The following is a 26882-nucleotide window of genomic DNA, read 5'->3' on the forward strand; positions in this document are numbered from 1 at the left end:
CATGCAAGCGACGCGAAGATGCTGACTGAGATGACGGCCCAGAAGACAGGCTCTCGGGACGGCAAGCACAGTCCAGATGGAGCGGATGCGCCGGAGGCTCTCCAACCTCACTACGTAACTCTGCATGGCGACTTGTCCAGGACGCAGGATCTCCCCTACATGGATTTTCGACATCTTCGCTGTTTCATCGCGCTTGCTGAAGAGCTTCATTTCGGGCGTGCTGCCGAGCGTTTGCACATTGAACAATCCCCCCTGTCTCGCACCATCAAGGAGTTGGAAGATGACCTCGGCGTTCAGCTCTTCGATCGTGACCGCCGAGGCACCCGCCTGACCCAAGCGGGGGTGGTCTTTCTGCAGGACGTGCGCCGCGTGTTCGCCGCCATGGAGCAAGCACGCGAGAACGTGAGGGCCGTCTACGAGGGCTATCGGGGCAGCCTGCGCATCGCCGTCTCCGATGGCGCCATCGCCCCTCGGATCTCCATTTTTCTAGCACGTTGCCGGGAGGAGGAGCCTGAGATCGAGGTTCGCCTGTCAGAAGTTCCCTTGGCAGAGCAACTGCGTGGACTACGATCGGGTGACTTTGATATCGGCATCGCTCACACCAACGAGGTCAGTGAAGGCGTGATTGCTGAAGCCCTGTGGCGCGATCAGATCATGACCCTCATACCCGCACGCCACCCGCTTCTATCGCACAAGGAGATCCCGCTCGAAGAACTGCTGCGGTTTCCTTTGGTCTTGTGCGATCCGCAGGCCTGCGAAGGGTACAACCGGGAGCTCTCGCGTATCCTGAGATCGCTGGAGCGCCAACCTACGATTGCCGATCACGTTGCATCCATGGACATGATGCTGGCGCTGGTTGCAGCTGGCTATGGAGTGGGCTTCACATCCTCGACCAAAACTGCGATCTGCCGTCACCCGGATGTCGTTGTTCGACCTCTTGCATCGGAGGATGCGATCCTCACAACCTATCTGCTTCGGATGGAAAACCCTGCAAGCCCCTTTGCACTGAGTCGCTTCACCGATCGTTTGCGCGACCCTTTGGATGATTCCTGACAGGGTTGAACTACAGGGAGTTAGATCTTGGCGCGCAATTTTTTCTCGGTCGCTTCAATCAGGTTGGCGGCGCTCATCTCGAGGGCAGCTGCGATCCTGAGAATCAGGGCCAGCGTCGGCATATGCTCACCGCGCTCGATCTTCCCCATATGGGAGCGTTCAATGGCCGCCTGCGACGCCAACTGCTCCTGCGCCATGCTTCGCTCCATGCGCGCATCACGGACGGCCTGACCGAAAGCCAGCGCGGGTTCGGCTTCAAAAGTCGTCGCGCCTCTTGGACGACCTCGTTGGACCTTCGGCTTCTGCATCAACAGAAGCGTCGAATATCGGGCAACTTTAAACCACGTTATCTTTAACTCTAGTTATGATTTCTTGCTTGACAGTTGAACGTCACATTCACCTTCTGGCAGTCCGCACATGACCAACCCCGGCCACCCGTCGGTGATATTGCTCGGCGTATCACCAAGTACTCCGATCAGAGGCTTGGCCTGCCTCCTGGCGCGGCAGCGTGCCGAAGAGCCGGATACGCCCGTACTTGTCCAAGAGGCGCCGCAAAGGATCCTTTTTCAAGGGCTGATTCGCGGGGCGTTTCACGTTGGGCTTGCAGATGCAACGATGCTTCCGGCTGGTTTGAGTTCGCTGCCGCTACTGCAGGAGGACTTGGTTGTGGCGCTGCCGCGTCGATCACCATTGTTGGCGTACGCATCCGTCCCAGCGTCGGCAATCCGGGACTATCCGCTGATCCAATGGTGCCCAGACACACACGAGTTCCTGTATCAGCATGTTAGCGCCTTGCTGGGGGAGCATGGCAGCGTCTCGCGCACGGTGAAGTCATCCGCCTTGATGGCCTGTCTGGTAGGCGCCGGCTACGGAATTGGAGTTGCACCGCGAACAAGTATCGAGCGCCCCCGTGAGTGGGGCATTCTGATGCGCCCTTTGCAAGAGGGCACAAGCAGTCTTCGGACAAGCCTTTGCTGGCAAAAGGAACTTCAATCAGGTTCGGTTGAGCGCTTCATTCAAAGGGCATGTTCCGCTTTTCCCCCATTGCGTCAACCACACCAACCGCGACACCTCGACTCGCCCAAGTTCTAGCGTACGCTCCAGGTCGCGCAGCGATAGGCGGACAGATCCCGTCGAAGATGGCTGCTCGCCGTTGTCAGACTTGGACGCAGGGGCCAGATCCTGCAGAGGCTCCAGCCAATAGGCACGCACGATCACGTTGCGCCTTTCATTCGTTTGTCAGCGTTCTGGCATGCGCGACTTCGCTGCTCCTTGATCGGCTCACGGTCTCCATTTCGTGCAACCGTTGCCGCGCCAGCAACGGATAGGTACTCGGCAGCGCCGGTTCATCCTGCTGCGAGCAGTGCTCCACGACCAAGCGCGCAATCTCCTTCACCTTGTCCGGCGTGACGGCATCGAGCGGCGAGCACCCTCCAAGTGCCTCAAGAGGCCGCTGCAACGCATGATAGATATCCCAAGTGTCGACCCCACGCGGGAGTTGCTTGAGGACGGTCTGGACCAGTTCTCGCTTGAGCGGTTCGAGCTGCCAGACGGGGACGCGCTGCCCCTTGTTGCCAAGTTGGATCGACAGCAGGTTGCCGGCCTGAATTTCATAGGTGATCCAGCGACGGGACTTGCCGGCCAGTCTCGCGTAGTCGGCGACCACCAGATTGTCCGCCCCCTCGAAGACTTCGAGTACTTTCAAGCGCTCTCGCTGTAACTCGGAGAGCTTGGGCTTGGCGTACTCCGGCGTTTCCACGGACGAGAGCCGCTGCGTCGAGGGCGTGATGGTCGGCATGGACTGGTTGGAAGGCGCCACCAGCATGATCGGCGCATGCTGGCCGGGCGTGGGCAGCGGCGTCACCTCCTGGCCCGCGATGGTCGGCAGTCCCTGCAGGTGGATGGTCAGGTGCATGCTAGCGAGCTGGACCTGGTTCTGCTCGAACAGATCCAGGCGATCGGCCCAGTCCTGCATCATGACCCGGCGTTGCTCGACGTACTCGGCATGGTTGTAGGTTGCGCTGATGCGGTTGGGATCGGCGTGTGACAACTGCGAGTCCACCCAGACCTTGGGATAGCCCAGTTCATTGAGCGCGGTGGAGATCGTGGCTCGGATGCCATGGCCTGTGAGGCGGCCGTCGTATCCCAGGATCTTGATGGCCTTGTTGACGGTGTTCTCGCTCATCCGTTCGCTGATCCGCTTGACCCCGGGAAACAGGTACTTCTGAGCAGTCTTGAATTCATCCAGCATGTGCTGGACGAGTTCGATGGCCTGCACCGACAGGGGCACGATGTAGGGCGGGATGTCCGCTACGCTTCGACGCTTCTTCCGGGTCAGCATCTTGCGCTGCTTGAGCGACATCACGGGGATGATCCACAGCCCACGGTCCAGATCGAACTGATCCGGTGTGGCCAACCGCAGTTCACCGGTACGCACGCCGGTGAGCAGCAAGAGGCGGATGGCGAGTTGCGTCTTGAGCATGCCCGGGTACTTGCGCATCGTCTGCAGGAACTCCGGGAGCTCCTGCATCCGAAGGAACGGGTTGTGCTCCACGGGCGGCAGCGGCACGGCCACGACATGCAGATCGTTGGCGGGATTGGTCTCCATGGCAGGGATGACCACCATGGCGTAGTCGAATAACTGCTTGAACCAGGTGCGCACCTTCTCGGCCACCGACAGGGACTCGCGCTTCTCGATGCGGCCGATGATTTCCAGCAGGATCGGGCGGGTGATCTCGTAGATGGTCAGCCGCTTCAGGTGCGGGAAGACGTCCTTCTTGAAGACACGCCGGATCTGGGAGAGCGAACTCTGGCGGCCTTCCTCAAGGGTGAGCTGCCGGTGCTCCATCCACTTCTCGTAGACGGCCATGAAGGTGTTCTCGCCGGCGAGCTTGATCGCCTGGCGCTTTTGCTTGCGATCAAGCCGGGGGTTGATGCCCTTGGCGATGAGCGCGCGCGCCTGGTCGCGCAGATCTCGCGCCTCGCGCAGCGACAGCTCGGGGTAGCTGCCAAGCGACAGCCGGGCACGCTGGTCGAGCCAGGTGTATCGGAAGTACCAGGCCTTGGTGCCGATCGCTGAAATGTGCAGGTAGAGACCATCGAAGTCTGCGATGGCGTACGGCGAGCCGGTGACCTTGGCCTGCCGAACCATGACGTCTGTGAGCATGTGTCCAACTCCTCGTGAAGCGAGTTGGATGCATCGTCATTCCGGGGGGCCGGCTCCTCCAGCAACAATGCGGCACGAGGTTCGCCGCATTGATTTGTGACCACTTTTAGGACCACTTGGGGGTGGCTGTCAGTGGATCTCGCTGGATGTCAGTGGACTGGATCGAGGGGTAAATCTCAAGCCAGATCAGTGACTTACAACGCTCCTTGGATTTCCTTGGAAGTCCTTGGATTGTTTGAATGGAGCGGGCGAAGGGAGTCGAACCCTCGTCATCAGCTTGGGAAGCTGAGGTAATAGCCGTTATACGACGCCCGCGGGAGGGCGCATTCTAAAGGAGCGGGGCTGGGGCGCGCAATCGGTGGCGTGATAAGATTCCCCGCCCGGGAAGCCCGAAGGGCTCCGTGTCCAGGCTCACTTCCATGATCCAGCTCGTCATCAATGGTCAGGCCGAATCCGTCGAGGATGGCCTCAGCGTTGCCGCTCTCCTGCATGCGCGCGGGCTGGCGGGCAAGCGGCTGGCGGTGGAGCGCAACGGCGAGATCGTGCCGCGCGCGCGCCACGCCGAAACCCGGCTCGCCGACGGCGACCGGCTGGAGATCGTGGTGGCGGTCGGCGGCGGCTGAACGCGCCTCCCCTTGCACATTCCTTTCCCCCACAGGTCCATCATGAGCGATCCCCTGGTCATTGCCGGCAAGTCCTATGCGTCGCGTCTGCTGGTCGGCACCGGCAAGTACCGCGATTTCGCGGAAACCCGCGAAGCCATCGAGGCGAGTGGTGCGGAGATCGTCACCGTGGCGATCCGCCGCACCAACATCGGCCAGAACCCCGGCGAGCCCAACCTGCTCGACGTGCTGCCGCCCGAGCGCTTCACCATCCTGCCCAATACCGCCGGCTGCTACAGCGCGGACGATGCGGTGCGCACGCTGCGCCTGGCGCGCGAGCTGCTGGACGGCCATGCGCTGGTCAAGCTGGAGGTGCTGGGCGATCCGACGACGCTGTTCCCCAACATGCCGGAAACCCTGAAGGCCGCGGAAACCCTGGTGAAGGACGGTTTCGAGGTGATGGTGTACTGTTCGGACGACCCCATCCAGGCCCGCATGCTGGAAGACATCGGCTGCGTGGCGGTGATGCCGCTGGCCTCGTTGATCGGTTCCGGCATGGGCATCCTCAATCCGTGGAACTTGCGCCTGATCATCGACGCGGCCAAGGTGCCGGTGATCGTCGATGCCGGCGTGGGCACCGCCTCGGACGCCGCCATCGCCATGGAACTGGGCTGCGACGGCGTGCTGATGAACACCGCCATCGCCCAGGCCCGCCAGCCGGTGCGTATGGCCGGCGCCATGCGCAAGGCGGTGGAGGCCGGGCGCGAGGCCTTCCTGGCCGGGCGCATGCCGCGCAAGCTGTATTCCGCCGATCCGAGTTCGCCGCAAAGCGGGCTGATCGGCTCCTGAACATGAGCGAGAACGTCCAGCACGACGCCCTGCCCGCAGGCGAGGGCGAACACCGCTTCTCGCGGCGTTCCATCCGCAGCTTCGTGCTGCGCCAGGGGCGCATGTCGGAAGCCCAGCAGCGCTATCTGGATACCGTGCTGCCGCGCGTCGGCATCGCCTACCGCGAGGCGCCGCTGGATCTGCATGCCGCCTTCGGGCGCACCGCGCCGAAGATCATCGAGATCGGTTTCGGCATGGGCGAGACCACCGCGCGCATCGCCGCCGCGCATCCGGATACCGATTACCTCGGCATCGAGGTGCATACCCCCGGCGTGGGCGCACTGTGCAAGCTGATCGAGGAACAGGGCCTCACCAACCTGCGCATCCTGCAGCACGACGCGGTGGAGGTGCTGCGCGACATGATCGCGCCCGCTTCGCTGGCCGGCGTGCATGTGTTCTTTCCCGACCCGTGGCGCAAGAAGCGCCACCACAAGCGGCGCATCATCCAGCCCGAGTTCGTCGCGCTGATCGCCTCGCGCCTGGCGCCCGGCGGCTATCTGCACTGCGCGACCGACTGGGAGGATTACGCGCATTGGATGCTTGAGGTACTCTGCGCGGAAGAGCTGTTGGAGAACACCGCCGAGGGTTTCGCCCCGCGCCCGGAACACCGCCCGCTGACCAAGTTCGAACAGCGAGGCCTGCGTCTGGGGCACGGCGTGTGGGATCTGGTGTTCCGCCGGCGGGGCTGACAATCCGCGCGCATCCGGCCAGACAACCCCACGGCCTTGCGCTGTGCATACGTCCTAGGAAATCCAACCCATGATCGGACGCTTCTTCGGTTTCATCGGCAGGGTGCTGCGCGGTATCTGGCGCTGGCTGGATGCGGTGCGCCGCACCGCGTTCAACCTGGTGTTCCTGTTCCTGCTGGGCGTCGTGGTGGCCGTGCTGTTCCGCCCGGGGCCGCAGGTGCCGGACGGCGCCGCGCTGGTGCTGCGTCCCAGCGGCATTCTGGTGGAACAGGCCGCGTTCGAGGATCCGCTTTCCCTGCTGCGCAGCGACCGCACGCCGAGCGGGCAGGTGCCGCTGGCCGATCTGCTGGAAGCGGTGCGCAGCGCGCGTGACGATGCGCGCATCGGCATGCTGGTACTGGAAACCGACCGCCTGCAGGGCGGCGGGCTGTCCAAATTGGCCGAACTGCGTGATGCGCTGGCGGACTTCCGTGCCGCCGGCAAGCCGGTGCTGGTGCGCGGCGAGCGCTTCAGCCAGGCGCAGTACTACCTGGGTTCGGTGGCCGACGAGATCCACATGGCGCCGGACGGCTTCCTGCTGCTGCGCGGGCTGGCGCGCTACATCACCTATTTCGGCGACGCACTGGAGCGCCTGGGCGTGAAGGTGCATGTGTTCCGCGTGGGCGAGTACAAGTCCTTCAGCGAGCCTTTCACCCGCCGCGACATGTCCGAGGAAGACCGCGAATCCTCGCGCGACCTGCTCGAAGGGCTGTGGGATGCCTTCCGCACCGATGTGGCGACGGCGCGCAAGATCGAGCCCGAAGCCTTCGACCGCTACGTGAACGACTACGCCGGCGCGCTCTCCGCCGCCGGGGGGGATGCCGCGCGCGCGGCGCTGGACGCCGGGCTGGTGGACCGCCTGAGCACGCGAGACGAATGGCGCCGCATGCTGATCGGCCGGCTGGGCAGCGGCGCGGCGCAGGCCGACGCGGAAGACGGGGCGGACGAAGAACTCATCGTCGGCGAGAGCTTCCGGCAGGTCGGCCTGGGCGGGTATCTGAGCGTGGTGCGCGGCGAACGCGCACGCGCCGCCGACCAGATCGCCGTACTGGTGGCGCAGGGCGCCATCATGGATGGCGAGCAACCGCCCGGCGCGGTGGGCGGCGACACGCTCGCGCGCCTGATCCGCGAGGTGCGTGAGGACGACCAGGTGAAGGCCGTGGTGCTGCGCATCGACAGCCCCGGGGGCAGCGCCTGGGCGTCCGAACTGATCCGCCGTGAACTGGAACTGACCCGCGAGGCGGGCAAGCCGGTGGTGGCTTCGATGAGTTCGGTGGCCGCCTCGGGCGGCTACTGGATTGCCGCCGGGGCCGACGAAATCTGGGCCAGCCCGGTGAGCCTCACCGGCTCCATCGGCATCTTTGCGCTGTTCCCGGAATTCGCCCGGCCGCTGGATCAACTCGGCATCGGCGTGGATGGCGTGGCCACCGGCCCGCTGGCCGGCGCCTTCGATCCGCGCCGGCCGATGGAGCCGGCTGCCGCGCAGGCACTGCAGATCGGCATCGAGCACGGTTACCAGCGTTTCCTGCAGACCGTCGCCAAGGCGCGCGGGCTGGAGCTGGCCGAAGTGGATGACGTGGCGCGTGGACGGGTGTGGACCGGCCGCGCCGCCGCCGATCTGGGGCTGGTCGATCAACTCGGCGGGCTGGAGGCGGCCATCGTCTCGGCGGCGAAGCGGGCCGGCATCGAGGACTATGAACTGGTCTGGCCGGCGCCCCGCCTGTCACCCACCCAGCGCCTGCTGCGCAGCCTGTTCGATGTCACGGGCCTGAGCGGCGGTGCAGTGCCTGCCACGCCGTCCGCCTTCGGCGCGCTGCTGGGCGGGCTGGAGGATGCGGCCGCCGACCTGCTGCGCTGGAATGATCCTGCCCACCTGTACGTCCACTGCCTGTGCGAATCGCCCTGAGCAGTGGTGACGGCGAGTAGGGCCGTCCTCAGCGGCGCCAGAACGGCTTTTCGGCCTCGCGCAGGGCGGTTTCGCGGCTGAGGCCGACGTCGCGCAGCAGGCGGTCGTCCAGGGCGGCCAGTTCGCGGCGCTGCCGCGTCCGCGCGCTCCAGGTGCCCAGCAGCGCGCCGAGCCGGGCGGAGAAGACGCTGGCGAGGCGGCCGGCGGCGGCCGGCGGTTGCGATTGCGCAGGGCGCGCCAGGGGGTGGTCCAGACTGTTGTACATGATGCGTCTCCAGTGAAGCTGTCGATGTATGCAGCTTGGCAATGTTGCGTTGCCGCATCCAATCGTTTATTTCGAAGCGTGTGTTCTGAAAACCCGATGGCGCGGAAATGCGCTTCGCGGTTTACTCTCTCCATCCTTACGGGAGCGGTTCGACACCATGGAGCTCTACCACCTGCGCACCTTCGTTGCCGTGGCCGAGGAGGGCAACCTCACGCGCGCCTCGGAACGCCTGTTCACCAGCCAGCCGGCGATCAGCGCGCACATCAAGGCACTGGAAGAGACCCTGGGCGTGGCGCTGTTCAAGCGCACGCCCAAGGGCATGCGCTTGACCTCCATCGGCGAGGATCTGCTGCCGCGCGCGCGCCAGACCCTGGCGGAGGCCGGCGCCTTCGTGCAGCACGCGCGCAGCCTGCGCGGCGAGCTGACCGGCAGCGTGCGCATCGGCCTGAACAGCGATGCGCGCTTCCTGCGCGTGGCGGCCTTGCAGACCGGTCTGGTGGCGCGTCATCCGCACCTGGACGTGACCATGCTGGGCGGTACCACGGGCAGCAACCTGCCTGCGCTGCGCGCCGGCCGGCTGGACGCCAGCTTCATCTCCGGCGAGCGGGACGATTCCGACCTGATCACGCACCGCCTGTGCGACGAGCAATTGGTGGTGGCCGCGCCGCGCTCGATGCGGGCGCGCGCCGCCGGCGCCGACGTGAAGGCGCTGGCCCGTCTGCCGTGGATCTTCACCACGCCGGACTGCGCCTATTTCAAGGCCATCCTGGCCGTGTTCCAGGCCCAGGGCTGCGAGCCCGCGCGCGCCTTGATGGCGGACCAGGACGATGCGGTGCTGGAGCTGGTGCGCGCCGGCGCCGGCCTGGGCGTGGTGCGCGCCGGGCTGGTCGGCGGCGAAGGCGACCGGGCCTGCGAGCTGCCTTTCCCGATGCCCCGCATTCCTTTGCAGTTCGCCTACCCGCGCGCCCGCGCGGGCGATCCGGTGATCCGTGCGCTGGTCGAAGTGGTACGCGAAGTGTGGGAACTGGATGGCGCGGCGGCGCACGAGCCGGCCATCCGGGTGGTGGCCGGTTAATCCTCGGCGTCGGCCAGGAAACGCTGCAGCAGATCGTTGAGGAAACGCTGCCCGTGCAGGGTCGGGCGCAGCAGCGCCGGGTCGGCTTCCAGCAGGCCGTCGCGGCGGGCGGCGGCCAGCGCTTCGGCGATCATCGCCAGCGGCAGGCCGGTGCGCGCGGTGAACAGCGCGGCCGATACGCCCTCGGTGAGGCGCAGGGCGTTCATCATGAATTCGAAGGGCAGGTCTGCGCTGCCCACGGCGTGGCGCTGCTGGACGAAATCGCCTTGCGTGGCGGCGGCCAGATAGTGCTCCGGGTGCTTGTGGCGCATCTCGCGCACGATGCCGGTGTGGCTGGAGAGCTTGCCGTGCGCGCCGGGACCGATGCCCAGATAGTCGCCGAAGGTCCAGTAGTTGAGGTTGTGGCGGCACTGCTGGCCAGCGCGTGCGAAGGCGGAGGTTTCGTAGTGGCCGTAGCCGGCGACGGCCAGTTCGGCTTCGATGGCCTCCTGCATGTCGGCGGCCAGGTCGGCGTCCGGCAGCGGCGGGGGCTGGTGGGCGAAGGGCGTGTTGGGTTCCAGCGTGAGGTGGTAACAGGACAGGTGGCCGGCGCCGCTGGCGATGGCGGTGCGCAGGTCGGCAAGGGCCTGTTCCAGATTCTGCTGCGGCAGCGCGTACATCAGGTCCAGATTGACGCGCTCGAAGGTTTGCAGCGCCAGGTCTATGGCCGCGCGTGCTTCTCGCCCGCCGTGGATGCGGCCGATGGCGGCGAGGAAGTGGTCGTCGAAACTCTGGATGCCCAGTGACAGGCGGTTGACGCCGGCGGCGCGGTAGTCGCGGAAGCGCGCGGCTTCCACGGTGCCGGGGTTGGCTTCCAGGGTGATCTCGGCCAGCGGGTCGAGCGGCAGCAGGGTGCGCAGGGTGGTGAGCAGGCGGTCCAGGCCGGCGGCGGAGAGCAGGCTGGGCGTGCCGCCGCCGAGGAACACGCTGTGCACGCGGCGCCCCCAGACCTGCGGCAGCGCGGCCTGCAGGTCGGCTTCCAGCGCGTTCAGGTAGGCATCTTCCGGGGGTTCGGCGCCGCGCGCAGTGTGCGAGTTGAAGTCGCAGTATGGGCATTTGCGCACGCACCACGGGTAATGCACGTACACCGCGAGCGGCGGCGGGGCCGCCGGGTGCGGGGTTTCCGGGAGTGGGGGGAGGGGAGGCGACGCGGGGGTAAGCGGGATGACGCGGCGGGTGCTCACAGAGGCTGCTTGTTCAGGCGGTCGAGCAGATGGCGCATGGCCGCGCCGCGATGGCTCAGGGTGTTCTTGAGCGCGGCGTCGAGTTCGGCTGCGCTCTGTTCCAGTTCGGGCAGCCAGAACAGCGGGTCGTAGCCAAAGCCGCCCGCACCGCGCGCGGCCTGGAGGATTTCGCCGTGCCATTCGCCGTCGGCGATCAGCGGCTGCGGGTCGTCGGCGGCGCGCACCAGCACGACCACCGAGACGAAGTGCGCGCGGCGGTCGGCAACGCCGTTCAGGCGTTCGAGCAGCAGGGCGTTGTTGCGCGCGTCGGACTTGGGTTCGCCGGCGTAGCGCGCGGACTGCACGCCGGGGGCGCCGCCCAGCGCGGCCACGCACAGACCGGAGTCGTCGGCGATGGCCGGCAGGCCGGTGGCGGCTGCGGCGTGGCGGGCCTTGGCCAGGGCGTTTTCGACGAAGGTGGGATGGGGCTCTTCGGCCTCGCTGACGCCCAGTTCGCCCTGTGGGATGACCTGCAGGCCGAGCGGGGCGAGCAGGGCTTCCAGTTCGGCGGCTTTCTTGGCGTTGTTGCTGGCGAGGACGAGGCGGCGGGTCATGGCGGGGCTTCCGGCGGGGTTCGGGGGCGGGCGTCAGGCGGCCAGGGCGGCTTTCTGGATGTCGACCAGGCGGGCGATGCCGCGTTCGGCGAGGTCGAGCAGGGCGTCGAGTTCGGCGCGCGCGAAGGGGGCGCCTTCGGCGGTGCCCTGCACTTCGACGAAGCCACCGGCGCCGGTCATCACCACGTTCATGTCGGTATCGCAGTGCGAATCTTCATCGTAGTCGAGATCGAGTACCGGGGTGCCCCGGTAGATGCCTACCGATACGGCGGCGACGAAGTCGCGCATGGGGTTGGCGGCGAGCTTGCCGCTGGCCACCAGGCCGGCCAGGGCGTCGTGCACGGCCACGCAGGCGCCGGTGATGGCGGCGGTGCGCGTGCCGCCGTCGGCCTGCAGCACGTCGCAGTCGATGGTGATCTGGCGTTCGCCCAGGGCGGCGAGGTCGACCACCGCGCGCAGGCTGCGGCCGATCAGCCGCTGGATTTCCTGGGTACGCCCGCTCTGCTTGCCCTTGGCGGCCTCGCGCGCGCCGCGTGTGTGGGTGGCGCGCGGCAGCATGCCGTACTCGGCGGTCAGCCAGCCCTGGCCCTTGCCGCGCAGGAAGGGCGGCACGCTGTCTTCCACGCTGGCGGTGACGAGCACCTGGGTGTGGCCGAATTCGACCAGCACGGCGCCTTCGGCGTAGCGGGTATAGCGGCGGGTGAGGCGGATTTCGCGCAGTTGGTCGGGCTGTCGTTGGCTGGGGCGCATCGGGGTGTTCCTACTTGCTGAATTTCTGGATGGCGGAATTGATCTCGGCGATCGCGCGTTCGATCTCGTCGTCGGTGAGATCCAGTGCGGTGGCCGGGCTGCGGCTTTGTTCGAAGGTTTCCAGCTGGGTGGTGAAGTCGTTCATCGCCATGGTCTGGGTGGACACCGAATCGCCCGGCTGGGGGGCGCTGTCGTCGTGCCAGCGCAGGGCGATCAGCGAGAGGTTGTCGCAGGTGGCGCCGGCGCGTTGTTCGGCGTGGTCGAGCATGCGCGGCACGGCTTCCTGCACGAAGGGGTCGCTCAGCCCGCGCAGCACGCCTTCGTCGCCCAGCGGGCCCCACAGGCCGTCGCTGCACAGCGCGAGGGTGTCGTTGTCGCGCAGCACGATGCGCGCGGAGAACTCCACCTGCGGCGGGTGGCTGCCGCCCAGGCAGGAGTAGATGCGGTTGCGTCCGGGGTGGTGGGCCGCGCTTTCGGCGTCGAGCAGGCCCTGGTCCAGCATCAGCTGCACGCGTGAATGGTCGCGCGTCTGCGCGGCGATGCGTCCGCCGCGCAGCAGGTACAGGCGCGAATCGCCGGCATGCGCCCAGTGCGCATGGCCGTCCTGGATCACGCAGGTGACCACGGTGGTGCGCGGCGCTTCGCGCAGGTCCTTGTCGAAGGCGTAGTCGAGGATGGCGTTGTGCGCGTTGGTCAGCGCGCGCGAGAGGAACATCGCCGGGTCGTGCAGCAGCGGGCGGGCTTCGCGCTGGAAGGCCTGGGTGACGAACTGCACGGCGATCTGCGCGGCCACTTCGCCGTGCAGGTGGCCGCCCATGCCGTCGGCCAGTACCAGCAGCAGCGCGTCGCGCGAGTAACAGTAGGCGATGCGGTCCTGATTGGACTTGCGCCGGCCGATGCGGCTTTCCTGGTAGATGGTGAACTTCAAGGTCGTGCCCTCAAGTACGGCCGATGAACGATCGGAGCTTGGTGCCGATGTCGGCGAACCAGCCGGCGGGCATGGCCTCGCCGGCCTCGCGGCGCATCAGCGCCTTCTGCAGGGAATACACGCTCTGCGGGCGCTTCAGCGGATCGAGTTGCAGGCACCAGTCGATGGTTTCCAGCAACTGCGCGGAGTAGCGCCCGGTATGGGTGCGCGTGGTGGGCTGCAGGGTGTCCTTCTGCTGGCGTTCGTCGGAACGCGGCGGGGCGGTGCCCTCGATACAGGCATACAGGCTGGCGCCCACGCTGTAGATGTCGCTCCACGGGCCCAGCGCCTCGCGGTTGCCGAGCTGTTCGGGCGAGGCAAAGCCGGGGGTGTACATCGGCTTGAGCATGGGCTGGTCGCTCATCAGCGTCTGGCGCGCGGCGCCGAAGTCGAGCAGCACCGGGGTGCCGTCGTTGCGCAGGTAGATGTTGGAGGGCTTGATGTCCAAGTGCAGCAGCTTGTGGGCGTGTACCTCGCGCAGGCCGTTGAGCATGCGGGTGAACACGCCGCGGATGAAGCGTTCGCTGACCTCGCCCTTGTGGCGGTGGATGTAGTCGTGCAGCGTGCGTCCGCGCTCGAACTGCATGACCATGTAAACCGTGCCGTTGGCGCGGAAGAAGTTCATCACGCGCACCACGTTGGGATGCATCAGGCGGGCCAGCGAGCGGCCTTCCTCGAAGAAGCACTTCATGCCGTAGCGGAAGGCCGGCAGATTGTCGTCCGGCACCTGCGGCTCCAACTGGCCCTCCTGGCGGATCGCCAGCGAGTTGGGCAGGTACTCCTTGATCGCCACCGGCGTATCGTCTTCGTCGTAAGCCAGATAGACGATGGAGAAGCCACCCAGCGACAGCTGCCGGTCGATGCGGTACTGATCGAGCTGGAAGCCGGTCGGCAGGGGAGCGTTGGCTTGAGACGGCATCGGCGTGCGGGGTAGGATGCGCGCTTCGTCGCATTGCATTGGGCGGGAAGCGCAGTGTAGCCGATCCCGTCCATTCCCGGAGACCATCCATGATTCATAGCATGACCGGCTTTGCCGCGCGTACCCGCGATCTGGGCAGCGTGAGCCTCCATCTCGAACTGCGCAGCGTCAACTCGCGCTATCTCGACCTGGGCTTCCGCATCACTGACGACCTGCGCCAGGCCGAGCCGGCCATCCGCGAACTGCTCACCGCGCGCCTGGGGCGCGGCAAGGTGGAATGCCGGCTGAACCTGCAGAACATCGACGCCGCACCGCGCGATCTGGCGCTCAATACCGGCCTGCTGGAGCGTCTGCGCGAAGCCGAGGCCGCCGTGCGCGAACGCCTGCCGGCCGCTGCCGGGCTGTCGGTGGGTGAGGTGCTGCGCTGGCCGGGCATGCTGGCCGACGACGGCCTGGCTTTCGAGCAGATGCAGCCGGCGGTGATCGAACTGGCCCGCGAGGCGCTCGACGAATTCATCGCCGCCCGCCGCCGCGAGGGCGAGAAGCTCGCCGAGATGATCCGCAGCCGCACCGCGCGCATGCGCGAACTGGTCGCCCAGGTCGCACCGCGCATCCCGGCCATCGTCGCCGAACAGCAGGAAAAGCTCACCACCCGCCTGCGCGAGGCCGCCGCCAGCCTGGACGAGGACCGCATCCGCCAGGAAGTGGCGGTGTTCGCCCAGCGCATCGACGTGGCCGAGGAACTGTCGCGGCTGGCCACTCACCTGGATGAAGTCGACCGCATCCTCAAGGCCGGCGGCGCGGCCGGCAAACGGCTGGATTTCCTGATGCAGGAACTCAATCGGGAGGCCAATACGCTGGCTTCCAAGTCTGCGGCCACCGACGTTACTGGAGTGGCGATGGAGATGAAGGTATTGATCGAGCAGATGAGGGAGCAGGTGCAAAACTTAGAGTGAGGTTCCAGGGTGGTTCACGCCATCCCAAAGACCCCTTGAAAATCAGTTGATTAGGGTGGTTTTTGGTGCCATGACGTAGCAGGCGGTTTCAGCGTAGCGCACGATTTCTGTGGGGTAAATTGTGGGGGAAATCTTATGCCCTGCGATTTGCGGGCTCCGGCCCGGATTTTTACCCCACAGTTTCTTCGTGAATCGCTGTGGAGACCGCGCCATGACTGGGATTGAGCACATCACCGACAAGACGCTACGGGCCTGGCTGAGCAGGGGTCCGACGGACCGCGGCATCGGTGGCGGGCTGACTTTTGTAGCCACCGCCGTCGGTGCCCCAAAAGGGCATGCATCCTGGATCTTGCGTTACCGCTTCGGTGGCATGAGCCGGGAGAAGGTGCTCGGCCGCTATCCCGACCTTTCGCTCAAGGATGCCCGCGAACTGGCTCGCCAGGACAGGGCGCGCATCCAGCAGGGGGTGGATGTCGCTGCCGAGAAACGCGCCGAACGGCTCAAGGCCCGGGAGCGGACCGACGTGACGGCCCTGGCCCAGGCCTGGTACGACCGCCACATCGCCAGGACCTACAAGCATCCTGAGGTCGTACTGCGTGCTCTTCGCCGGCACATCAACCCGGTGATCGGAAAGCTGGCTGTGGAGGAAGTACGGCCGCTGCACATCGACAGGGTGCTCACCCGCATCCTGGACGCCGGCGCGCCCACGGTGGCCAACGATGCGCTGCGCTACCTCTTCCGCATGTTCCACTTCGCCGTGAAGCGCCGGTGGATCGAGGCCAACCCGGTCTCCGGCTTCGAGATCTCCGACGCGGGCGGTGCCGAGCCTGCCCGGCAGCGCTGGCTGAACCGCGACGAACTCGCGGCGCTGGCCAAGGCCATGCGCGACACCCCGAACTTCGGCCGGGAAAACGAACTGGCGGTCTGGCTCCTGCTCGCACTGTGCGTGCGCAAGATGGAACTGCTGTCGGCCAGGTGGGCGGAGTTCGACCTAGTGCGCGGCGTGTGGTCGCTGCATCCCTCCCGCACCAAGACGAACCAGCCCATCGACATCCCGCTGGTACCCCAGGTGCTGAGGTGGCTGGAGGAGGTGAAGGTGTTCGCATGCAACAGCGAGTATCTGTTCCCCGCCCGCCGGCGGATCCACATGAAGGGCGGTGTGGCGAGGCGGAACCGATTCGGCCACGTCAGCCCCGACACCCTGAACGTCGCGCTGCGCCGCCTGCCGCTGGACGGCGTGGCGCACTTTACCGTGCATGACATGCGGCGCACCGCGCGCACCCACATGGCGGCGCTCGGCGTGGATCGCTTCGTCGCCGAACGGGCGCTGAACCACAAGCTGCGCGATGTGGAGGGCGTGTACAACCAGTACGACTACTTCGAGGAACGCAAGGACGCCCTGGCGCGTTGGGCCAGTCTGCTCGAATCGATCGCGCGCCCTGAACATCGAGGAGAACCATCATGCTCCGAACTACTCAAGGGGGACCGCGCTTCGCCCGGCACGAGGTCGACGCGTTCCGCGCGCTCGGCATCGACGTGAGCCACGTGCGCACGGCGGACGCGTTTGCGGAGGCCGTGCGCGACTGGCTCGATCTCATTGCCGAAGAATGCCCTGAACTGTTCGACAAGATCATGTGTTTCCACTCGTGGGCCGAGGCGCTGCATCGAGGTCTGGATCGGGGAAGCATCGCGCATTCATTCGATGTGGATTAAATTCCATGCTTGGCAGCCGTTGAATACACAAACCGTGAGCAGGATATGGACAACGATCTCGACGCGATGACACGCGAGCAATTGATCGAAGAGGCGAAGAAACTGCGTGCCGGTATCCGTACCCACCGCGATACGTCCGGTCATGACCTGTGTTGGTATCACCCGCATCTTTGGGCCTTGCTCCCTGAAAAGGCGGACCACCCCCCCACGGTGCCCGACTGGCCGCAGTTCATGCGGGGCTGCGTCAAGTACCGCGAGTCGCTCGACGAGCAATGCCCGCAGGCACCGCGCAGCCGGGAGGAATTCGGCGAGTAATGGCCTTCATCGGTTGTGCCGGCTGCGAGCCGGCGCAGGCTGACCGTTGGCTATTTTCTGATCCCACGTGTGCAAGCATGGGCATACGAAATTCTTTACTGGGACACGGGCAAGATTGGACGCGGAATCAAGCTGGCTGGCGATAGCCTTTCTCGTCATCGCGCTGGCTTATGCGGCAGTTGGACAGGCCGGCGCGTCAGGCTATATCGCGGCAATGGCATTTGTGGGTTTGGTGCCATTGGTCATGAAGATGACCGCGCTTGCGCTCAATCTGTTGGTTGCGGCGATCGGCACTTTTTACTTTCTCAAGGCTGGACGCTTGTCCTGGCGAAACGTTTACCCTTTTGCCATCCTCGGATTCCCGTTCTCGCTGCTTGGTGGGGCAGTTCATCTTCCTGAAGGGCTCTACTATCCTGCCGTTGGTGTCGTGCTTGTACTCTCGGCGATTCAGATGGCGCGCTCCGCGTTTGGTAAAGGTCGAGCGTTGGTCGTTGCGCCGGTTGCACCGCCGTTTCGGGCGGCGCTGGCAACCGGTGCGATCATCGGCTTCATTTCGGGAACGACCGGGACTGGGGGCGGTGTGTTCCTTGCGGCGGTCATCCTGGCAATGAACTGGGGAACACCTCGCCAGACCGCTGCAACCACCGCGGTCTATAACTTGATCAACTCGGCGGCAGCCCTGGTTGGCGCCTATGGCGCCTGGCATCGACTCCCTGAGTCCTTGCCGTGGTGGCTTGCCGCGGTTGCCGTCGGTGGGGCGCTGGGCGCCTTTGTCGGAAGCCGGTATCTCTCCGACCGCTGGCTGCGTGCCGTTCTGGCGATCCTGTTGCTGGTGTCGGGTCTCAATCTGCTGCGCTAGACGGACTCACCCAGGCCTGAAGCCCCTGCGGGGCACCCCCTCTCCCCGGCCCGCCCCCGCGAGGGGGGGAGGGAGAAAACCGGGACACTACGTGCGCTGACTGAACCGCATGGTCGCTAGCACACAATGCTGCCGTCGATGCAGGTGACCGACTGCCCGCCCACCCGGATGGCGCCGCCGGCTTCGATGCCGATCGACAGCCTGCCGCTGCGCCCGACCGCCGCGCCCTGCGAACTGACGTACCGGGCGCCGAACGCCGCCACCAGCCCGGCCTCGCGGACGAATGCGGCCACCGCGCCGTTGCCGCTGCCGCACACGGGGTCCTCGTTGACGCCCTGGCTCGGCGCGAAGGCGCGGACCTCCATCGCGGCATCGGCACCCTGTGCATGGGCGCCGAAGACGACGACGCCGGTCGACTTCGTGCGCAGGTCGAAGGCCGCCAGCCGCGCCATGTCGGGCGCCAGTGACAGGACGGTGGCGGCGTCCGCCAACTGGACGGTGGTCCAGGTCGGGCCCACGTTGATGAATTGCGGCGGGTGGGCGCGCAGCAGCGGGGCGCCGAGGATGTCTTCCAGCTCATCGATTTGCCCGGCGCCCAGCGGCGCGTAGCCCGGCGATGGCAGGTCGAAGGCGATCTGCACGCCGCCGCCGTCCGCCGCGGACACGGTGAGGGCGATCAGGCCGGCCGCGCACTCCTGCGTCAGCCGCCCGTTCCTGGCGGCGATCCGGCCGGCTTCGAGCAGCGCGTGCGCCGTCCCGAGCGTCGGATGGCCGGCGAACGGCAGCTCGGCGCGCGGCGTGAAGATCCGCACGCGGTAGTCGGCGTCTGTGTGCGTCGGCGGCAGCACGAAGGTCGTTTCGGACAGATTGGTCCAGTTCGCGATGCGCTGCATCTGCGCCGCGTCCAGCCCCTGGGCGTCGAGCACCACGGCGACCGGATTGCCGCCGAACGGGACGCCGGTGAACACATCGACTTGTTTGAAGGGCACTTTCATGGTGTCGGGCCGTGCTTGGTTTGAAGGGAAAGTCTATGCGAATCACGCCACCGGGACGCTGAGCGGGCGGAGCCGGTCGTCGTAGTCCGCAAGGCTCGGGAAGCGCAGCGGCGTGTCGTCCTGGACCGACCGGAGGCGATGTTCCCACGCCGCCAGCAGTTGGCGCCGCGCCTCGTCGGTGATGTAGGGAACGTGCCAGCCGACGAACGGCGGCAGGACCTGCAATCCGGCATACGCCAGTGTGCCCTGTAGCAAGTGTTTCAGCATGCCCTCGAGCGGCCCGTGGATGCCCTGCGGCCCGAACATGTGTTCCTGGCCGCCCAGCGTGAGGCCGACGAGCGCGCGCCGACCCACCAGCCCGCCGCGGTCGTAGAAGCGCTTGCCGCCGTATACCCGGCCCGAGACGAACACGCGGTCGATCCAGCCCTTGAGCATGGCCGGCGTCGAAAACCAGAACAGCGGAAAGACCAGCACGAGCAGCTCGCACCACAGCAGCTTGTCCAACTCGGCGCGGATGTCGGCGCCGAGCGTGCCGGTGTCGACCCCGTGGCGCTGCTCCAGCGCATAGACGCAGTAATCGGGATCGGCGCGATCGCCGAAGTCGGCCGTCGAGGCCACCGGCTGGAAGCCCATGGCATACAGGTCCGACACCTGCACCTCGTGGCCCTGCCGTTCGAATATCTCGACCGCGGCCGACTTCATCGCTGTGCAGAACGACTGCGGCTCGGGATGGGCGTGGACGATGAAGACTTTCATGAGCGGGCTCCCGCAGGTGATGAGAATGGCGCTTGCGACGGAGACCAGTTTAAGAACTGCGCCTTGCGCTGTAGAGTGGCGAAACCGACTATCTCTGTGCGAATTCCGCCACCCGATGATCCGCGCGGCCATCCTCGCCTTCGATGAGTGCTACGCCTCCAGCGTCGGCGGCTTTGCCGACCTCCTGCAGGTCGCCAACGCGCACCTGCGGCGCCAGCAGGGCACCGCAGCCGCGCAGTTCGCATGGCGCTTCGTGTCCCCGTCCGGGGAGGCCGTCGTCGCGAGCAACGGCCTGCAACTGCAAACCCACAGGCTGGACCCGCGCGAGTGCTACGACCTCGTCTTCGTCCCCAGCCTGCACTACGGGGGCCGGCGCCGGTTCGACCGGGTCCTCGCTCGCCAGGCCGACGCCTGCGCCTGGCTGGTGGCGCAATGGCACGCCGGGGCGTGGATCGCCGCCAACTGCACCGGCACCTTCATCCTGGCGCAGACCGGGCTGCTCGACGGCCGGACCGCGACCACGACCTGGTGGCTGGAACGCCAGTTCCGCGCCAGATACCCGCGGGTGGACCTGCAATTGCGCCCGGTGATCACCGAAGCGGAGCGGCTGATCTGCGCCGGCGCCTCGGCCTCGTACCTGCTGCAGGCCATCCGCGTCATCGAGCGCTTCGTCGGGCCGGCCATCGCCTCGCAGGCCGCCAAGAGCATGCTGATCGACGTCAGCCAGACCAGCCAGATCCCCTACCTGCCGCTGCTAGCGGAGCGCACGCACGCCGATTCGCTGGTGCAGCGCGCGCAGCACTGGCTCCAGCACAACATGGCGCGGGAGCTGCGGATCTCCGAGCTCGCGGCGGCGCTGGCGGTCAGCGACCGCACGCTCATCCGCCGTTTCAGGGCGGCGCTGGAGCAGACCCCGCTGGCGTATCTGCAGGACCTGCGGCTCGAAGCCGCCCGCGCGCTGCTGGAAACCGGCGACCAGCGCGTGGACGCCATCGCCGCCCAGGTGGGCTACCGCGACACCAGCTCGTTCGCGCGGCTCTTCCGCCAGCGCATCGGCATGAGCCCCGGGGCGTACCGGGGCCGCTTCCAGATCAATCCGGCGCCTTAACGGTGCGGCATGGGGTGGAAGATGCCCCCCGGCCGGCCCCGGATTCACCGCTTTCGTCGCCCGCCATCGCTGGCGTGCGCAAAACTGGGGCTTGTTTACCGGAATCCGTACTGTCGTTTATTGCGATTTTCGTTTGTTTCGAATACGGTATTGATACCGTTCCCCAAACGCAGGAAAGCCACATGTCTACCGCCGCCCTGTCCAACGTATCGCTGCCGGTCGAGCGTGAGGTTCAGGCTGCCGTGGAAGGCCAGCGTGCCTTGGCCGCCTTCCTGGCCACACGTCTCGAAACGCAGCAGATCCAGATCTTCGACGACAAGAACCAGGCCCACCAAGTGGAATTGCCCACATCCGCACTACGTCTGCTGGTGGACATCCTGGCCGAACTTGCCGAGGGCAATGCCGTCAAGGTGGTGCCGGTCCATGCCGAACTCACGACGCAAGAGGCCGCCGACATGCTCAATGTCTCCCGGCCGCACCTGGTCAAGCTGCTCGAAGAAGGCGCGTTGCCTTTCCACAAGGCCGGCAAGCATCGCCGCGTTCGCCTTGCCGATCTGATGAAGTTCAAGGCCCAGCGGGAGCAGGCCAGCGAAGACGCGATGGCGGCGTTGGCGAAGCAAGCCCAGGAACTCGGCATGGGCTACGAATGAGACTGTCGCCATGCAAGGCTTGCCATCGCTTGGCGGTGGCAATACGTCACCCCCACTTCACAAATCTCATGAGCCGGAAATGAAAATCGTGTTTGTAGGATGTAGATGTTTCTGGAAGAATATGCTAATAAGTAGATAGTTTGGTAAAGAAGTAGATGATGTGACGCGACTTCCGGCCTTCTGTATATGACTCATCTCTATCTTGGTTACGAAGCACTCATTCGCAAGTATCAACTGCGGGTACCGCCACTGCGCTGCGTCCATGCGGCCACGGAGCGGGCCACCGGCTCCCGGATCGTCAATGCGGATGGGGAGGAGTGCATTGAACTGCCCTTGCAGCGGATCAGCGACACCGAAACATTGGCAGGGCAGCTCACGTTCGCATTCAAGCGGGAGCACCTCAATCTAACAGTGCTCGGGGCGCTCTTCGAGGTTCCCGAGGTGCGTCAAGCCATCCAGGCTTGGCTGCGCGACAAGCCGAGTTCCAAGTACTCACGGATGGCCGGTCACTTGGCGGCATGGCTCACCGGCCATGAGTTCGAGTACAACTTGCCGGCGGGTAGCCCGCGAGTGCCGCTACTGGATCCGGCCGCTTACATCGTGGGGCCGGCCGTTCCCGACCCCAAGTTCGGCATCGTGAGCAATCTCTTGGGTGACCAATGGTTCAGCCCACTCATCCGGCGTACCGAGAAACTAGAGAAATGGCTTGCTGCAGGGCTTGCGAGCAAGGTGGGAGAAACCTTCCGGAGCATCGAGCCGGAGATGCTCGCGCGTGCGGTGGATTACCTCTATCTCTCCGAGACGCGCTCGACCTATGGTATCGAGGACGAGATTCCGGACAACAACCGGGCAGCCAAATTCAGGCACTTGCTTGAACAGGCCGGCGAACCCGGGCCGCTTACAGAGGACCAACTCGGCGAGTGGCAGTCCCAGATCATGAATGCCCGGGCGGCAGAATACCGATACCGCGACGGCCAGAACTGGCTTTCGCGGGCAGGGCGGCTCAGGAACATCGCCGATTTCATCCCGGCGCCGCCGGAACTGGTGCGGCCGATGATGGAGGGCGTGGCCAAGGTGGCGCAGGCCGCCTCGACGGGCCGGTTGGAGCCGGTATTGGCCGCAGCGTGTGCCGCGTTCGGCTTTGTGTTCGTACACCCCTTCTGGGATGGCAACGGCCGGCTTCATCGGTTTCTTCTGCATCACATCCTGCGCCAGGCGGGGTTTACTCCAGCCGGCGTAGTGTTGCCCTTGTCGGCCCGGATGCTCAAGCAACTGGACCGCTACTCGGCGCTTCTCAAGCGTTACTCCCGCCCCCGCACCGACTTGCTCGACTATGCCCTCGACGGGGACAGTGCCACGATCCACGTGCGCTCACCGCAACCCTTGTGGCTTTATGCGTACCACGATTTCACGGAGATCTGCGAATTCATCTACGAGTGCTGCCAGGCATGCGTGGAAGAGGACTTGCAGGCCGAGATCGTCTACCTGCGCGCACACGACGCGACAGTACGTGACCTGGAGGCCTGGCTCGATATGCGCCAGGCGGCGCTCCATACCCTCATCGATGTCATCGTGCAAGGCAATGGGGTGCTCTCCAAGCGCAAGCACAAACTGGTAGAGGGGTTGTTGGATGAAGATGTGGCGCGCATTGAGGCGACCGTGACCGAACACTTTTCGGCTTACATCGACCACCAAGCACACTCTAGGGTGTAGGCGCTCTGGCGGCATCGGCCGGCAGCCAATCCAATAGCGCGACATCTATTAGAAATGGTCGATTGCAGCGAGGGAGATCACATTCCATGGACCTTTCCAGTTATTCACTGGCTCAACTGCGGCAGCTCCACAGCCGTATCTCCTCAGCGATCCGGCAGCGCGAGCGCGGAGCGAAGGAGGTGCTTCTGAAGAAGCTGACTTCGCTGGCCAAGGCTGAAGGTTTTGCGCTCACGGACATCCTTCCAGTTGCGGCGGAACCCACCAATGGCGGTAAGTTGCGGAAGCAGGACACTGGCGCGGCGCCGTCGTCGAAGGCCAGATCGCCGCTGCCGGCCAAGTACGCGCATCCGAACGACCGGACTTTGTCCTGGTCCGGAAGGGGACGGAAGCCCCAGTGGGTGGAGGCCTGGATGTCGAACGGTGGTGCGCTGGATGCGCTCGTCCACGCTGCCGAAGTCTTTGCGACGGGCAAGGGGGGTCGCATTCGTGGCGCTGAGGGTGCTAAAACGAAAGCCTGAGTTGAACGAGTGCGCTGCTGGCGTATTCTGGAACGATGATGCGCAAGGCCGTTTTCCTTTTCCTCCTGCTGCTCGGTATCGGCATCGGTTTCCTCTCCGTCCGGGACGAGGAATGGGGGCCGCGCATCGTCATGATGTTCGTGGGAGCGTTGTTCGGGGGGGCGATCGGCGGCGGGCTGTCGGGCATTGGAAGCAGGCAGCGGGGACGGTTGCCGCTGCGCTCCGAAGAGGAGGAGAATCCGATCCCCGGTATGGGATACTCAGGGCGGGACTTGGCTGCCAACTACTGGCGCGATAAGGGCCATCCTCCATTCATGAAGCCGCCGGAGCCCGATCCCACCCACGGAAGCCGGATGTTCGATCCCGACAAGCTTCAATGACGGCCCTACCTACGCAGTACGTCCCTCACCGCCTGCCTGGCGTTGTCGAGGATCGGCGCGGCGTCTTCGGCTACCTGCCTGCCGGACTGTGCCAGCAACGATCGCTCTGAAGCGAGCGTGCCGTCGGACCTCCGGGTGATCGCCGCTTTCTCGTCGAAGGCGCCCCGGTCCGCGGCGGTCGCCGACTGGATGCGCGCGCCCTGGGCCTGGACGTCTTCCCGCAATTGAGAAGGGGCGGTCGGGGCGGTCGCGGGGCCTGCCGGCGCCGCACCAAAGCGACGAACGTCAGCGCTCTGGTTGCGATGCCGACCGGCAATATCCGGCGATAGTGCTGGCGCCGAGGTGTCCTGATCGTGCTGAGTACGCACGTCGCCGAACGACAGCGGCACCGCGCTGCCGTCGGAGAAGAACCGGTTCGGCCGGGGCGACTGGCGTGCCAACTCGGCTTGCATCAAGGCGTGGGCGGACGCGCTGTTCCCGCCGTATTCCTGGGCGTAGCGGGTGAACATCGCCAGGTTGTGGGGGTCCTGGGCGATGTCGATGGAAATCGTCTCGCCGCGCTCGTAGGCCGAGGACATCCGTTCCGCGAAGGCAGTGCGCTCGGCCAGTGCCGCATCGGCACGTTCGGAACGGCTGGTCGCAGTGGCGAGGCGTGAGGCCATGTCCTGTGCTTCGCGCGCATCGTCTGCGACAACTGACGCGAAGCTCGCGTCCCGGGATACGCGGTCGCCGAATTGCTTGAATTCGGCGATCTGGTCGCTGGTCAACGACGTCAGTGCACGCCGTTCTTCCGTGGACAGGCCCGAAGCGTAGTTCTTGTCCGCGGTTGCGTTGCCTCGAAGACCGCCAAATCGAGTATTGAATCCCAGGTGTCCGGAGGCACCGAATGCAATGCGAGCGACCTGCGACTGGCTGAGCCCGGTACTGTCGGCCACGCCTTGGCTGATCTGGTCCAGGCGGTTCAACGACTCGCCGAACTGTTCGAAGCTGCTGGACGTCGAGCCCGTACTGCTGCGCGATGAACTCAGCTTGGCCAAGCCGCGGCTGAACGCCTGGGCCAGCACCGTCGAGCGTTCGGTATGGGCGGCCACCGCCTCGCCGCGGGCCGCATCGGCCTGGCGGCTGGCTTCGGTCACGTCCTGCTCGGCCACGCGCATCGACACCACGCGGGACGCGAAGCCCTGGTTGCGCAGCAGGCTCAATGCGGTGCGCCCGGTCAGCGCATTGCTGCTGAAGGTGTCGCCGCTGAGATCGTCCTGCCAACTGTGCATGAATGCGGACGTGCGGTTCGGCGCGAGCCGCATCTGATCCATGGTCACGTTGCCCAGGCTGGTGTTGCCGACCGCGGCCGAGCCGGTGGCCGCACCCAGCAAGGCCTGCAAGCCGGACAGGCCGCCGACCATGACCGAGCCGAAGTTCTCCATGCGCTTTAACGCCGCCCAGGCGATGAAGGGGATGGTGATCGACAGGTAACCCACCACCGCCTCGCCCGAGATCGTGCGCGAATAGATCGACGAGGCGGTCTGCAGCGACAGTGCCTTCATGCCCGTGCCGAGGTCGGCCGCCGCGGCGATGTCGTAGGCGGCGTAGATCGAGGCCATGTAGTTCAGCACCGCGTAGAGCGGGGGCCACAGCTGGATCCAGATCAGGATGGTGGCGTAGCCCTTGAACGCGATCATCGAGTCGCGGCCGCTGGTGAGCAGCAGCAACAGCACGAAGAGCGGGAAGAGGGCGTAGGTCACCGCCTCGATGACGTTGCGGAACACCGGCAGGGCCTGTTCGGTGACCTTGCCGGCGTTGATCCACGCTGCGTTCTGCTGCGCGACACCCTGTGCGCGGCCGACGGCCAGGATCATCGCAGCGGGGTCGTTCACTTTCTGGCCAACGATCTTGCCGGTGTCGGCGATCGCGTTGAGCACCGCGTTCTGACGGATCAGGTCGGCGGCGGTGGCCGAGGCCGCGGCGATGCCGTTCTTCAGGTAGGCTTGCTGGATCTGCCCGGCGATCGCGGCCGCGGCCGCCGTGCCGGGCAGGGTGGGATTGAGCTGGAAGGCAAGGCGCCCTTCGATGCGGCTGATCTGCGCCGGCAGCCGGCCGTTGAGGTTGAGGTAGGCGTTCGGGCAGGTGTCGATGGTGCTGCTGCCGGTGGCGCTGGTGATCGGGGTGAAGCGCGCCGGGTTCGGGCCGGCCATCAGCGCCCAGACATCGTCCGCCGTCGAGAAGGCGGCCGGGTCGAAGGTGCCGTCGAGCAGGTCGTAGGTCGTGCAGTTGTGGATGAAGTTGATCAGGTCGGTGCGGAAGGCCGGATCCTGGAAGACGACGTTGCCGGTCTCGCGGATCAGCCGGTTGCCGAACATCAGGCCGTTGCTTGCATAGGCGAGCTCGCTGGGCAGGGCGCCGGGACCCGGGATGGCCTGGAACGCCGTCTCGAAGAGACCCGTCAGCGTATGGCCGATCGTGCTGGTGAGGCTGCCCAGCAGCGCCGCGCCGAACGGCACGTTGTCGACGACTTGCACCGGGCCGCCGCCGGTCTTGTCCACGATGCCGACCGAGACCTTGGGTACGATCAGCACGGAGAAGACCAGCAGCACGGTGGCGAGCCATTTCCAGCCCTGCAATTTCTCCGGGGCGAAGGCGTAGGCGATCAGCGCGGCGACGAAGCCGCAGAAAGCCACGGCCGCGACTGCGGACAAGTAGTCGCCCGAGCCGTGGATGGCCGCCGCGGCGTTGAAGACGCCGAAGAGGCTCGCCGCGTTCTGGTAGGCGTAGATCTCCCACATGATG

Annotated in this window: 28 protein-coding genes and 1 tRNA gene; 17 read left to right on the plus strand and 12 right to left on the minus strand. The window is 65.9% G+C overall.

What is annotated here, in order from left to right; translation table 11 throughout:
• Window positions 1-159: 159 nt before the first annotated feature.
• Window positions 160-1053, plus strand: coding sequence for a LysR family transcriptional regulator (locus tag E6C76_RS12805; RefSeq protein ID WP_136348598.1), 894 nt, complete (start codon window positions 160-162; stop codon window positions 1051-1053).
• Between the two features lie 20 nt (window positions 1054-1073).
• On the opposite strand, the gene E6C76_RS12810 is transcribed toward E6C76_RS12805, so the two are convergent.
• The gene (locus E6C76_RS12810) at window positions 1074-1361 is read right to left on the minus strand and encodes a helix-turn-helix domain-containing protein (protein ID WP_136348599.1); all 288 of its coding nucleotides are present in this window, start codon (window positions 1359-1361) and stop codon (window positions 1074-1076) included.
• Between the two features lie 109 nt (window positions 1362-1470).
• Here E6C76_RS12810 and E6C76_RS22715 point away from each other — a divergent pair, with 109 nt between their 5' ends.
• Window positions 1471-2145 carry a LysR family substrate-binding domain-containing protein gene (locus E6C76_RS22715; RefSeq protein WP_136348600.1) on the plus strand — a complete coding sequence of 225 codons (675 nt, stop codon included), beginning with the start codon at window positions 1471-1473 and terminating at the stop codon, window positions 2143-2145.
• Window positions 2146-2281: 136 nt separating this feature from the next.
• Here E6C76_RS22715 and E6C76_RS12820 read toward each other — a convergent pair whose 3' ends face one another.
• Entirely contained in the window at window positions 2282-4219 is a 1938-nt protein-coding gene (locus E6C76_RS12820; RefSeq protein WP_136348601.1) for a tyrosine-type recombinase/integrase, read from the minus strand.
• Between the two features lie 240 nt (window positions 4220-4459).
• Window positions 4460-4534, minus strand: a tRNA-Gly gene (locus tag E6C76_RS12825).
• 104 nt (window positions 4535-4638) lie between these two features.
• Between E6C76_RS12825 and thiS the strand changes: the two genes are divergently transcribed.
• The 4 genes from thiS to sppA all read left to right on the plus strand — a co-directional run bounded on the left by thiS (window position 4639) and on the right by sppA (window position 8343).
• Window positions 4639-4842 (plus strand): sulfur carrier protein ThiS, encoded by a 204-nt coding sequence (gene thiS / locus E6C76_RS12830; protein WP_136348602.1) that lies wholly within the window; start codon window positions 4639-4641, stop codon window positions 4840-4842.
• Between the two features lie 42 nt (window positions 4843-4884).
• Window positions 4885-5670: a thiazole synthase gene (locus E6C76_RS12835; RefSeq protein ID WP_136348603.1), complete on the plus strand. Its 786-nt coding sequence runs from the start codon at window positions 4885-4887 to the stop codon at window positions 5668-5670.
• Between the two features lie 2 nt (window positions 5671-5672).
• Entirely contained in the window at window positions 5673-6398 is a 726-nt protein-coding gene (gene trmB, locus E6C76_RS12840; RefSeq protein ID WP_136348604.1) for a tRNA (guanosine(46)-N7)-methyltransferase TrmB, read from the plus strand.
• Window positions 6399-6468: 70 nt separating this feature from the next.
• Window positions 6469-8343, plus strand: a complete 1875-nt coding sequence (sppA, locus tag E6C76_RS12845) for a signal peptide peptidase SppA (RefSeq protein ID WP_136348605.1) — start codon at window positions 6469-6471, stop codon at window positions 8341-8343.
• Window positions 8344-8371: 28 nt separating this feature from the next.
• Here sppA and E6C76_RS12850 read toward each other — a convergent pair whose 3' ends face one another.
• The gene (locus tag E6C76_RS12850; RefSeq protein WP_136348606.1) at window positions 8372-8608 is read right to left on the minus strand and encodes a DUF1127 domain-containing protein; all 237 of its coding nucleotides are present in this window, start codon (window positions 8606-8608) and stop codon (window positions 8372-8374) included.
• A gap of 157 nt (window positions 8609-8765) precedes the next feature.
• Between E6C76_RS12850 and E6C76_RS12855 the strand changes: the two genes are divergently transcribed.
• Entirely contained in the window at window positions 8766-9683 is a 918-nt protein-coding gene (locus tag E6C76_RS12855; protein ID WP_168734333.1) for a LysR family transcriptional regulator, read from the plus strand.
• On the opposite strand, the gene hemW is transcribed toward E6C76_RS12855, so the two are convergent.
• Genes hemW through E6C76_RS12880 form a run of 5 tightly spaced genes read right to left on the minus strand, consistent with a single transcriptional unit; the run spans window position 9680 to window position 14135 of the window.
• Window positions 9680-10906, minus strand: coding sequence for a radical SAM family heme chaperone HemW (gene hemW / locus E6C76_RS12860; RefSeq protein WP_136348608.1), 1227 nt, complete (start codon window positions 10904-10906; stop codon window positions 9680-9682). The two genes, E6C76_RS12855 and hemW, sit on opposite strands and share 4 nt — an antisense overlap.
• Window positions 10903-11499 (minus strand): RdgB/HAM1 family non-canonical purine NTP pyrophosphatase, encoded by a 597-nt coding sequence (gene rdgB / locus E6C76_RS12865; RefSeq protein ID WP_136348609.1) that lies wholly within the window; start codon window positions 11497-11499, stop codon window positions 10903-10905. The genes hemW and rdgB overlap by 4 nt, the downstream gene beginning before the upstream one ends.
• A gap of 33 nt (window positions 11500-11532) precedes the next feature.
• Window positions 11533-12249 (minus strand): ribonuclease PH, encoded by a 717-nt coding sequence (gene rph / locus E6C76_RS12870; RefSeq protein ID WP_136348610.1) that lies wholly within the window; start codon window positions 12247-12249, stop codon window positions 11533-11535.
• Between the two features lie 10 nt (window positions 12250-12259).
• A complete protein-coding gene (locus tag E6C76_RS12875) occupies window positions 12260-13177 on the minus strand; it encodes a PP2C family protein-serine/threonine phosphatase (RefSeq protein WP_136348611.1) in 918 nt (305 codons plus the stop codon).
• A gap of 10 nt (window positions 13178-13187) precedes the next feature.
• A complete protein-coding gene (locus tag E6C76_RS12880; RefSeq protein WP_136348612.1) occupies window positions 13188-14135 on the minus strand; it encodes a serine/threonine protein kinase in 948 nt (315 codons plus the stop codon).
• Between the two features lie 89 nt (window positions 14136-14224).
• Between E6C76_RS12880 and E6C76_RS12885 the strand changes: the two genes are divergently transcribed.
• The 5 genes from E6C76_RS12885 (at window position 14225) to E6C76_RS12900 (ending at window position 17978) form a co-directional block, all read left to right on the plus strand.
• Window positions 14225-15091, plus strand: coding sequence for a YicC/YloC family endoribonuclease (locus tag E6C76_RS12885; RefSeq protein ID WP_136348613.1), 867 nt, complete (start codon window positions 14225-14227; stop codon window positions 15089-15091).
• Window positions 15092-15302: 211 nt separating this feature from the next.
• Window positions 15303-16631: a tyrosine-type recombinase/integrase gene (locus E6C76_RS12890; RefSeq protein WP_230976260.1), complete on the plus strand. Its 1329-nt coding sequence runs from the start codon at window positions 15303-15305 to the stop codon at window positions 16629-16631.
• A complete protein-coding gene (locus E6C76_RS22075) occupies window positions 16628-16804 on the plus strand; it encodes a hypothetical protein (protein WP_168734334.1) in 177 nt (58 codons plus the stop codon). The genes E6C76_RS12890 and E6C76_RS22075 overlap by 4 nt, the downstream gene beginning before the upstream one ends.
• A 45-nt stretch (window positions 16805-16849) precedes the next feature.
• Window positions 16850-17119, plus strand: coding sequence for a hypothetical protein (locus E6C76_RS12895; RefSeq protein ID WP_136348614.1), 270 nt, complete (start codon window positions 16850-16852; stop codon window positions 17117-17119).
• Window positions 17120-17234: 115 nt separating this feature from the next.
• On the plus strand, window positions 17235-17978 hold the full coding sequence (locus E6C76_RS12900) for a sulfite exporter TauE/SafE family protein (RefSeq protein WP_136348615.1): 744 nt from the start codon (window positions 17235-17237) through the stop codon (window positions 17976-17978).
• Between the two features lie 116 nt (window positions 17979-18094).
• Here the strand turns inward: E6C76_RS12900 and E6C76_RS12905 are convergent, their stop codons facing one another.
• Both E6C76_RS12905 and E6C76_RS12910 read right to left on the minus strand, forming a co-directional pair.
• Window positions 18095-18973 (minus strand): PhzF family phenazine biosynthesis protein, encoded by an 879-nt coding sequence (locus E6C76_RS12905; RefSeq protein ID WP_136348616.1) that lies wholly within the window; start codon window positions 18971-18973, stop codon window positions 18095-18097.
• A gap of 42 nt (window positions 18974-19015) precedes the next feature.
• On the minus strand, window positions 19016-19729 hold the full coding sequence (locus E6C76_RS12910; protein ID WP_136348617.1) for an NAD(P)H-dependent oxidoreductase: 714 nt from the start codon (window positions 19727-19729) through the stop codon (window positions 19016-19018).
• A gap of 115 nt (window positions 19730-19844) precedes the next feature.
• Between E6C76_RS12910 and E6C76_RS12915 the strand changes: the two genes are divergently transcribed.
• The 5 genes from E6C76_RS12915 (at window position 19845) to E6C76_RS12935 (ending at window position 24098) form a co-directional block, all read left to right on the plus strand.
• Window positions 19845-20837: a GlxA family transcriptional regulator gene (locus E6C76_RS12915; protein ID WP_136348618.1), complete on the plus strand. Its 993-nt coding sequence runs from the start codon at window positions 19845-19847 to the stop codon at window positions 20835-20837.
• A 182-nt stretch (window positions 20838-21019) separates the two neighbouring features.
• A complete protein-coding gene (locus E6C76_RS12920; protein ID WP_136348619.1) occupies window positions 21020-21487 on the plus strand; it encodes a helix-turn-helix domain-containing protein in 468 nt (155 codons plus the stop codon).
• 186 nt (window positions 21488-21673) lie between these two features.
• On the plus strand, window positions 21674-23200 hold the full coding sequence (locus E6C76_RS12925; protein ID WP_136348620.1) for a Fic family protein: 1527 nt from the start codon (window positions 21674-21676) through the stop codon (window positions 23198-23200).
• Between the two features lie 86 nt (window positions 23201-23286).
• Entirely contained in the window at window positions 23287-23718 is a 432-nt protein-coding gene (locus tag E6C76_RS12930) for an H-NS histone family protein (RefSeq protein ID WP_136348621.1), read from the plus strand.
• 35 nt (window positions 23719-23753) lie between these two features.
• Entirely contained in the window at window positions 23754-24098 is a 345-nt protein-coding gene (locus E6C76_RS12935; RefSeq protein ID WP_230976261.1) for a hypothetical protein, read from the plus strand.
• A gap of 5 nt (window positions 24099-24103) precedes the next feature.
• On the opposite strand, the gene E6C76_RS12940 is transcribed toward E6C76_RS12935, so the two are convergent.
• Window positions 24104-26878, minus strand: a complete 2775-nt coding sequence (locus E6C76_RS12940) for a conjugal transfer protein TraG N-terminal domain-containing protein (RefSeq protein ID WP_136348622.1) — start codon at window positions 26876-26878, stop codon at window positions 24104-24106.
• Window positions 26879-26882 lie beyond the last annotated feature (4 nt).

It is taken from the genome of Pseudothauera nasutitermitis (genome assembly GCF_004801295.1).
In the GTDB taxonomy this organism is placed as follows: Bacteria; Pseudomonadota; Gammaproteobacteria; order Burkholderiales; family Rhodocyclaceae; genus Pseudothauera; species Pseudothauera nasutitermitis.

Coding starts and splice junctions, on each gene's coding strand:
- E6C76_RS12805 (WP_136348598.1), top strand. CDS start 160: ATGGATTTTCGACATCTTCGCTGTTTCATCGCGCTTGCTGAAGAGCTT.
- E6C76_RS12810 (WP_136348599.1), bottom strand. CDS start 1,361: ATGCAGAAGCCGAAGGTCCAACGAGGTCGTCCAAGAGGCGCGACGACT.
- E6C76_RS22715 (WP_136348600.1), top strand. CDS start 1,471: ATGACCAACCCCGGCCACCCGTCGGTGATATTGCTCGGCGTATCACCA.
- E6C76_RS12820 (WP_136348601.1), bottom strand. CDS start 4,219: ATGCTCACAGACGTCATGGTTCGGCAGGCCAAGGTCACCGGCTCGCCG.
- thiS (WP_136348602.1), top strand. CDS start 4,639: ATGATCCAGCTCGTCATCAATGGTCAGGCCGAATCCGTCGAGGATGGC.
- E6C76_RS12835 (WP_136348603.1), top strand. CDS start 4,885: ATGAGCGATCCCCTGGTCATTGCCGGCAAGTCCTATGCGTCGCGTCTG.
- trmB (WP_136348604.1), top strand. CDS start 5,673: ATGAGCGAGAACGTCCAGCACGACGCCCTGCCCGCAGGCGAGGGCGAA.
- sppA (WP_136348605.1), top strand. CDS start 6,469: ATGATCGGACGCTTCTTCGGTTTCATCGGCAGGGTGCTGCGCGGTATC.
- E6C76_RS12850 (WP_136348606.1), bottom strand. CDS start 8,608: ATGTACAACAGTCTGGACCACCCCCTGGCGCGCCCTGCGCAATCGCAA.
- E6C76_RS12855 (WP_168734333.1), top strand. CDS start 8,766: ATGGAGCTCTACCACCTGCGCACCTTCGTTGCCGTGGCCGAGGAGGGC.
- rdgB (WP_136348609.1), bottom strand. CDS start 11,499: ATGACCCGCCGCCTCGTCCTCGCCAGCAACAACGCCAAGAAAGCCGCC.
- rph (WP_136348610.1), bottom strand. CDS start 12,249: ATGCGCCCCAGCCAACGACAGCCCGACCAACTGCGCGAAATCCGCCTC.
- E6C76_RS12880 (WP_136348612.1), bottom strand. CDS start 14,135: ATGCCGTCTCAAGCCAACGCTCCCCTGCCGACCGGCTTCCAGCTCGAT.
- E6C76_RS12885 (WP_136348613.1), top strand. CDS start 14,225: ATGATTCATAGCATGACCGGCTTTGCCGCGCGTACCCGCGATCTGGGC.
- E6C76_RS12890 (WP_230976260.1), top strand. CDS start 15,303: ATGACTGGGATTGAGCACATCACCGACAAGACGCTACGGGCCTGGCTG.
- E6C76_RS12895 (WP_136348614.1), top strand. CDS start 16,850: ATGGACAACGATCTCGACGCGATGACACGCGAGCAATTGATCGAAGAG.
- E6C76_RS12905 (WP_136348616.1), bottom strand. CDS start 18,973: ATGAAAGTGCCCTTCAAACAAGTCGATGTGTTCACCGGCGTCCCGTTC.
- E6C76_RS12910 (WP_136348617.1), bottom strand. CDS start 19,729: ATGAAAGTCTTCATCGTCCACGCCCATCCCGAGCCGCAGTCGTTCTGC.
- E6C76_RS12915 (WP_136348618.1), top strand. CDS start 19,845: ATGATCCGCGCGGCCATCCTCGCCTTCGATGAGTGCTACGCCTCCAGC.
- E6C76_RS12920 (WP_136348619.1), top strand. CDS start 21,020: ATGTCTACCGCCGCCCTGTCCAACGTATCGCTGCCGGTCGAGCGTGAG.
- E6C76_RS12925 (WP_136348620.1), top strand. CDS start 21,674: ATGACTCATCTCTATCTTGGTTACGAAGCACTCATTCGCAAGTATCAA.
- E6C76_RS12930 (WP_136348621.1), top strand. CDS start 23,287: ATGGACCTTTCCAGTTATTCACTGGCTCAACTGCGGCAGCTCCACAGC.
- E6C76_RS12935 (WP_230976261.1), top strand. CDS start 23,754: ATGATGCGCAAGGCCGTTTTCCTTTTCCTCCTGCTGCTCGGTATCGGC.
- E6C76_RS12940 (WP_136348622.1), bottom strand. CDS start 26,878: ATGTGGGAGATCTACGCCTACCAGAACGCGGCGAGCCTCTTCGGCGTC.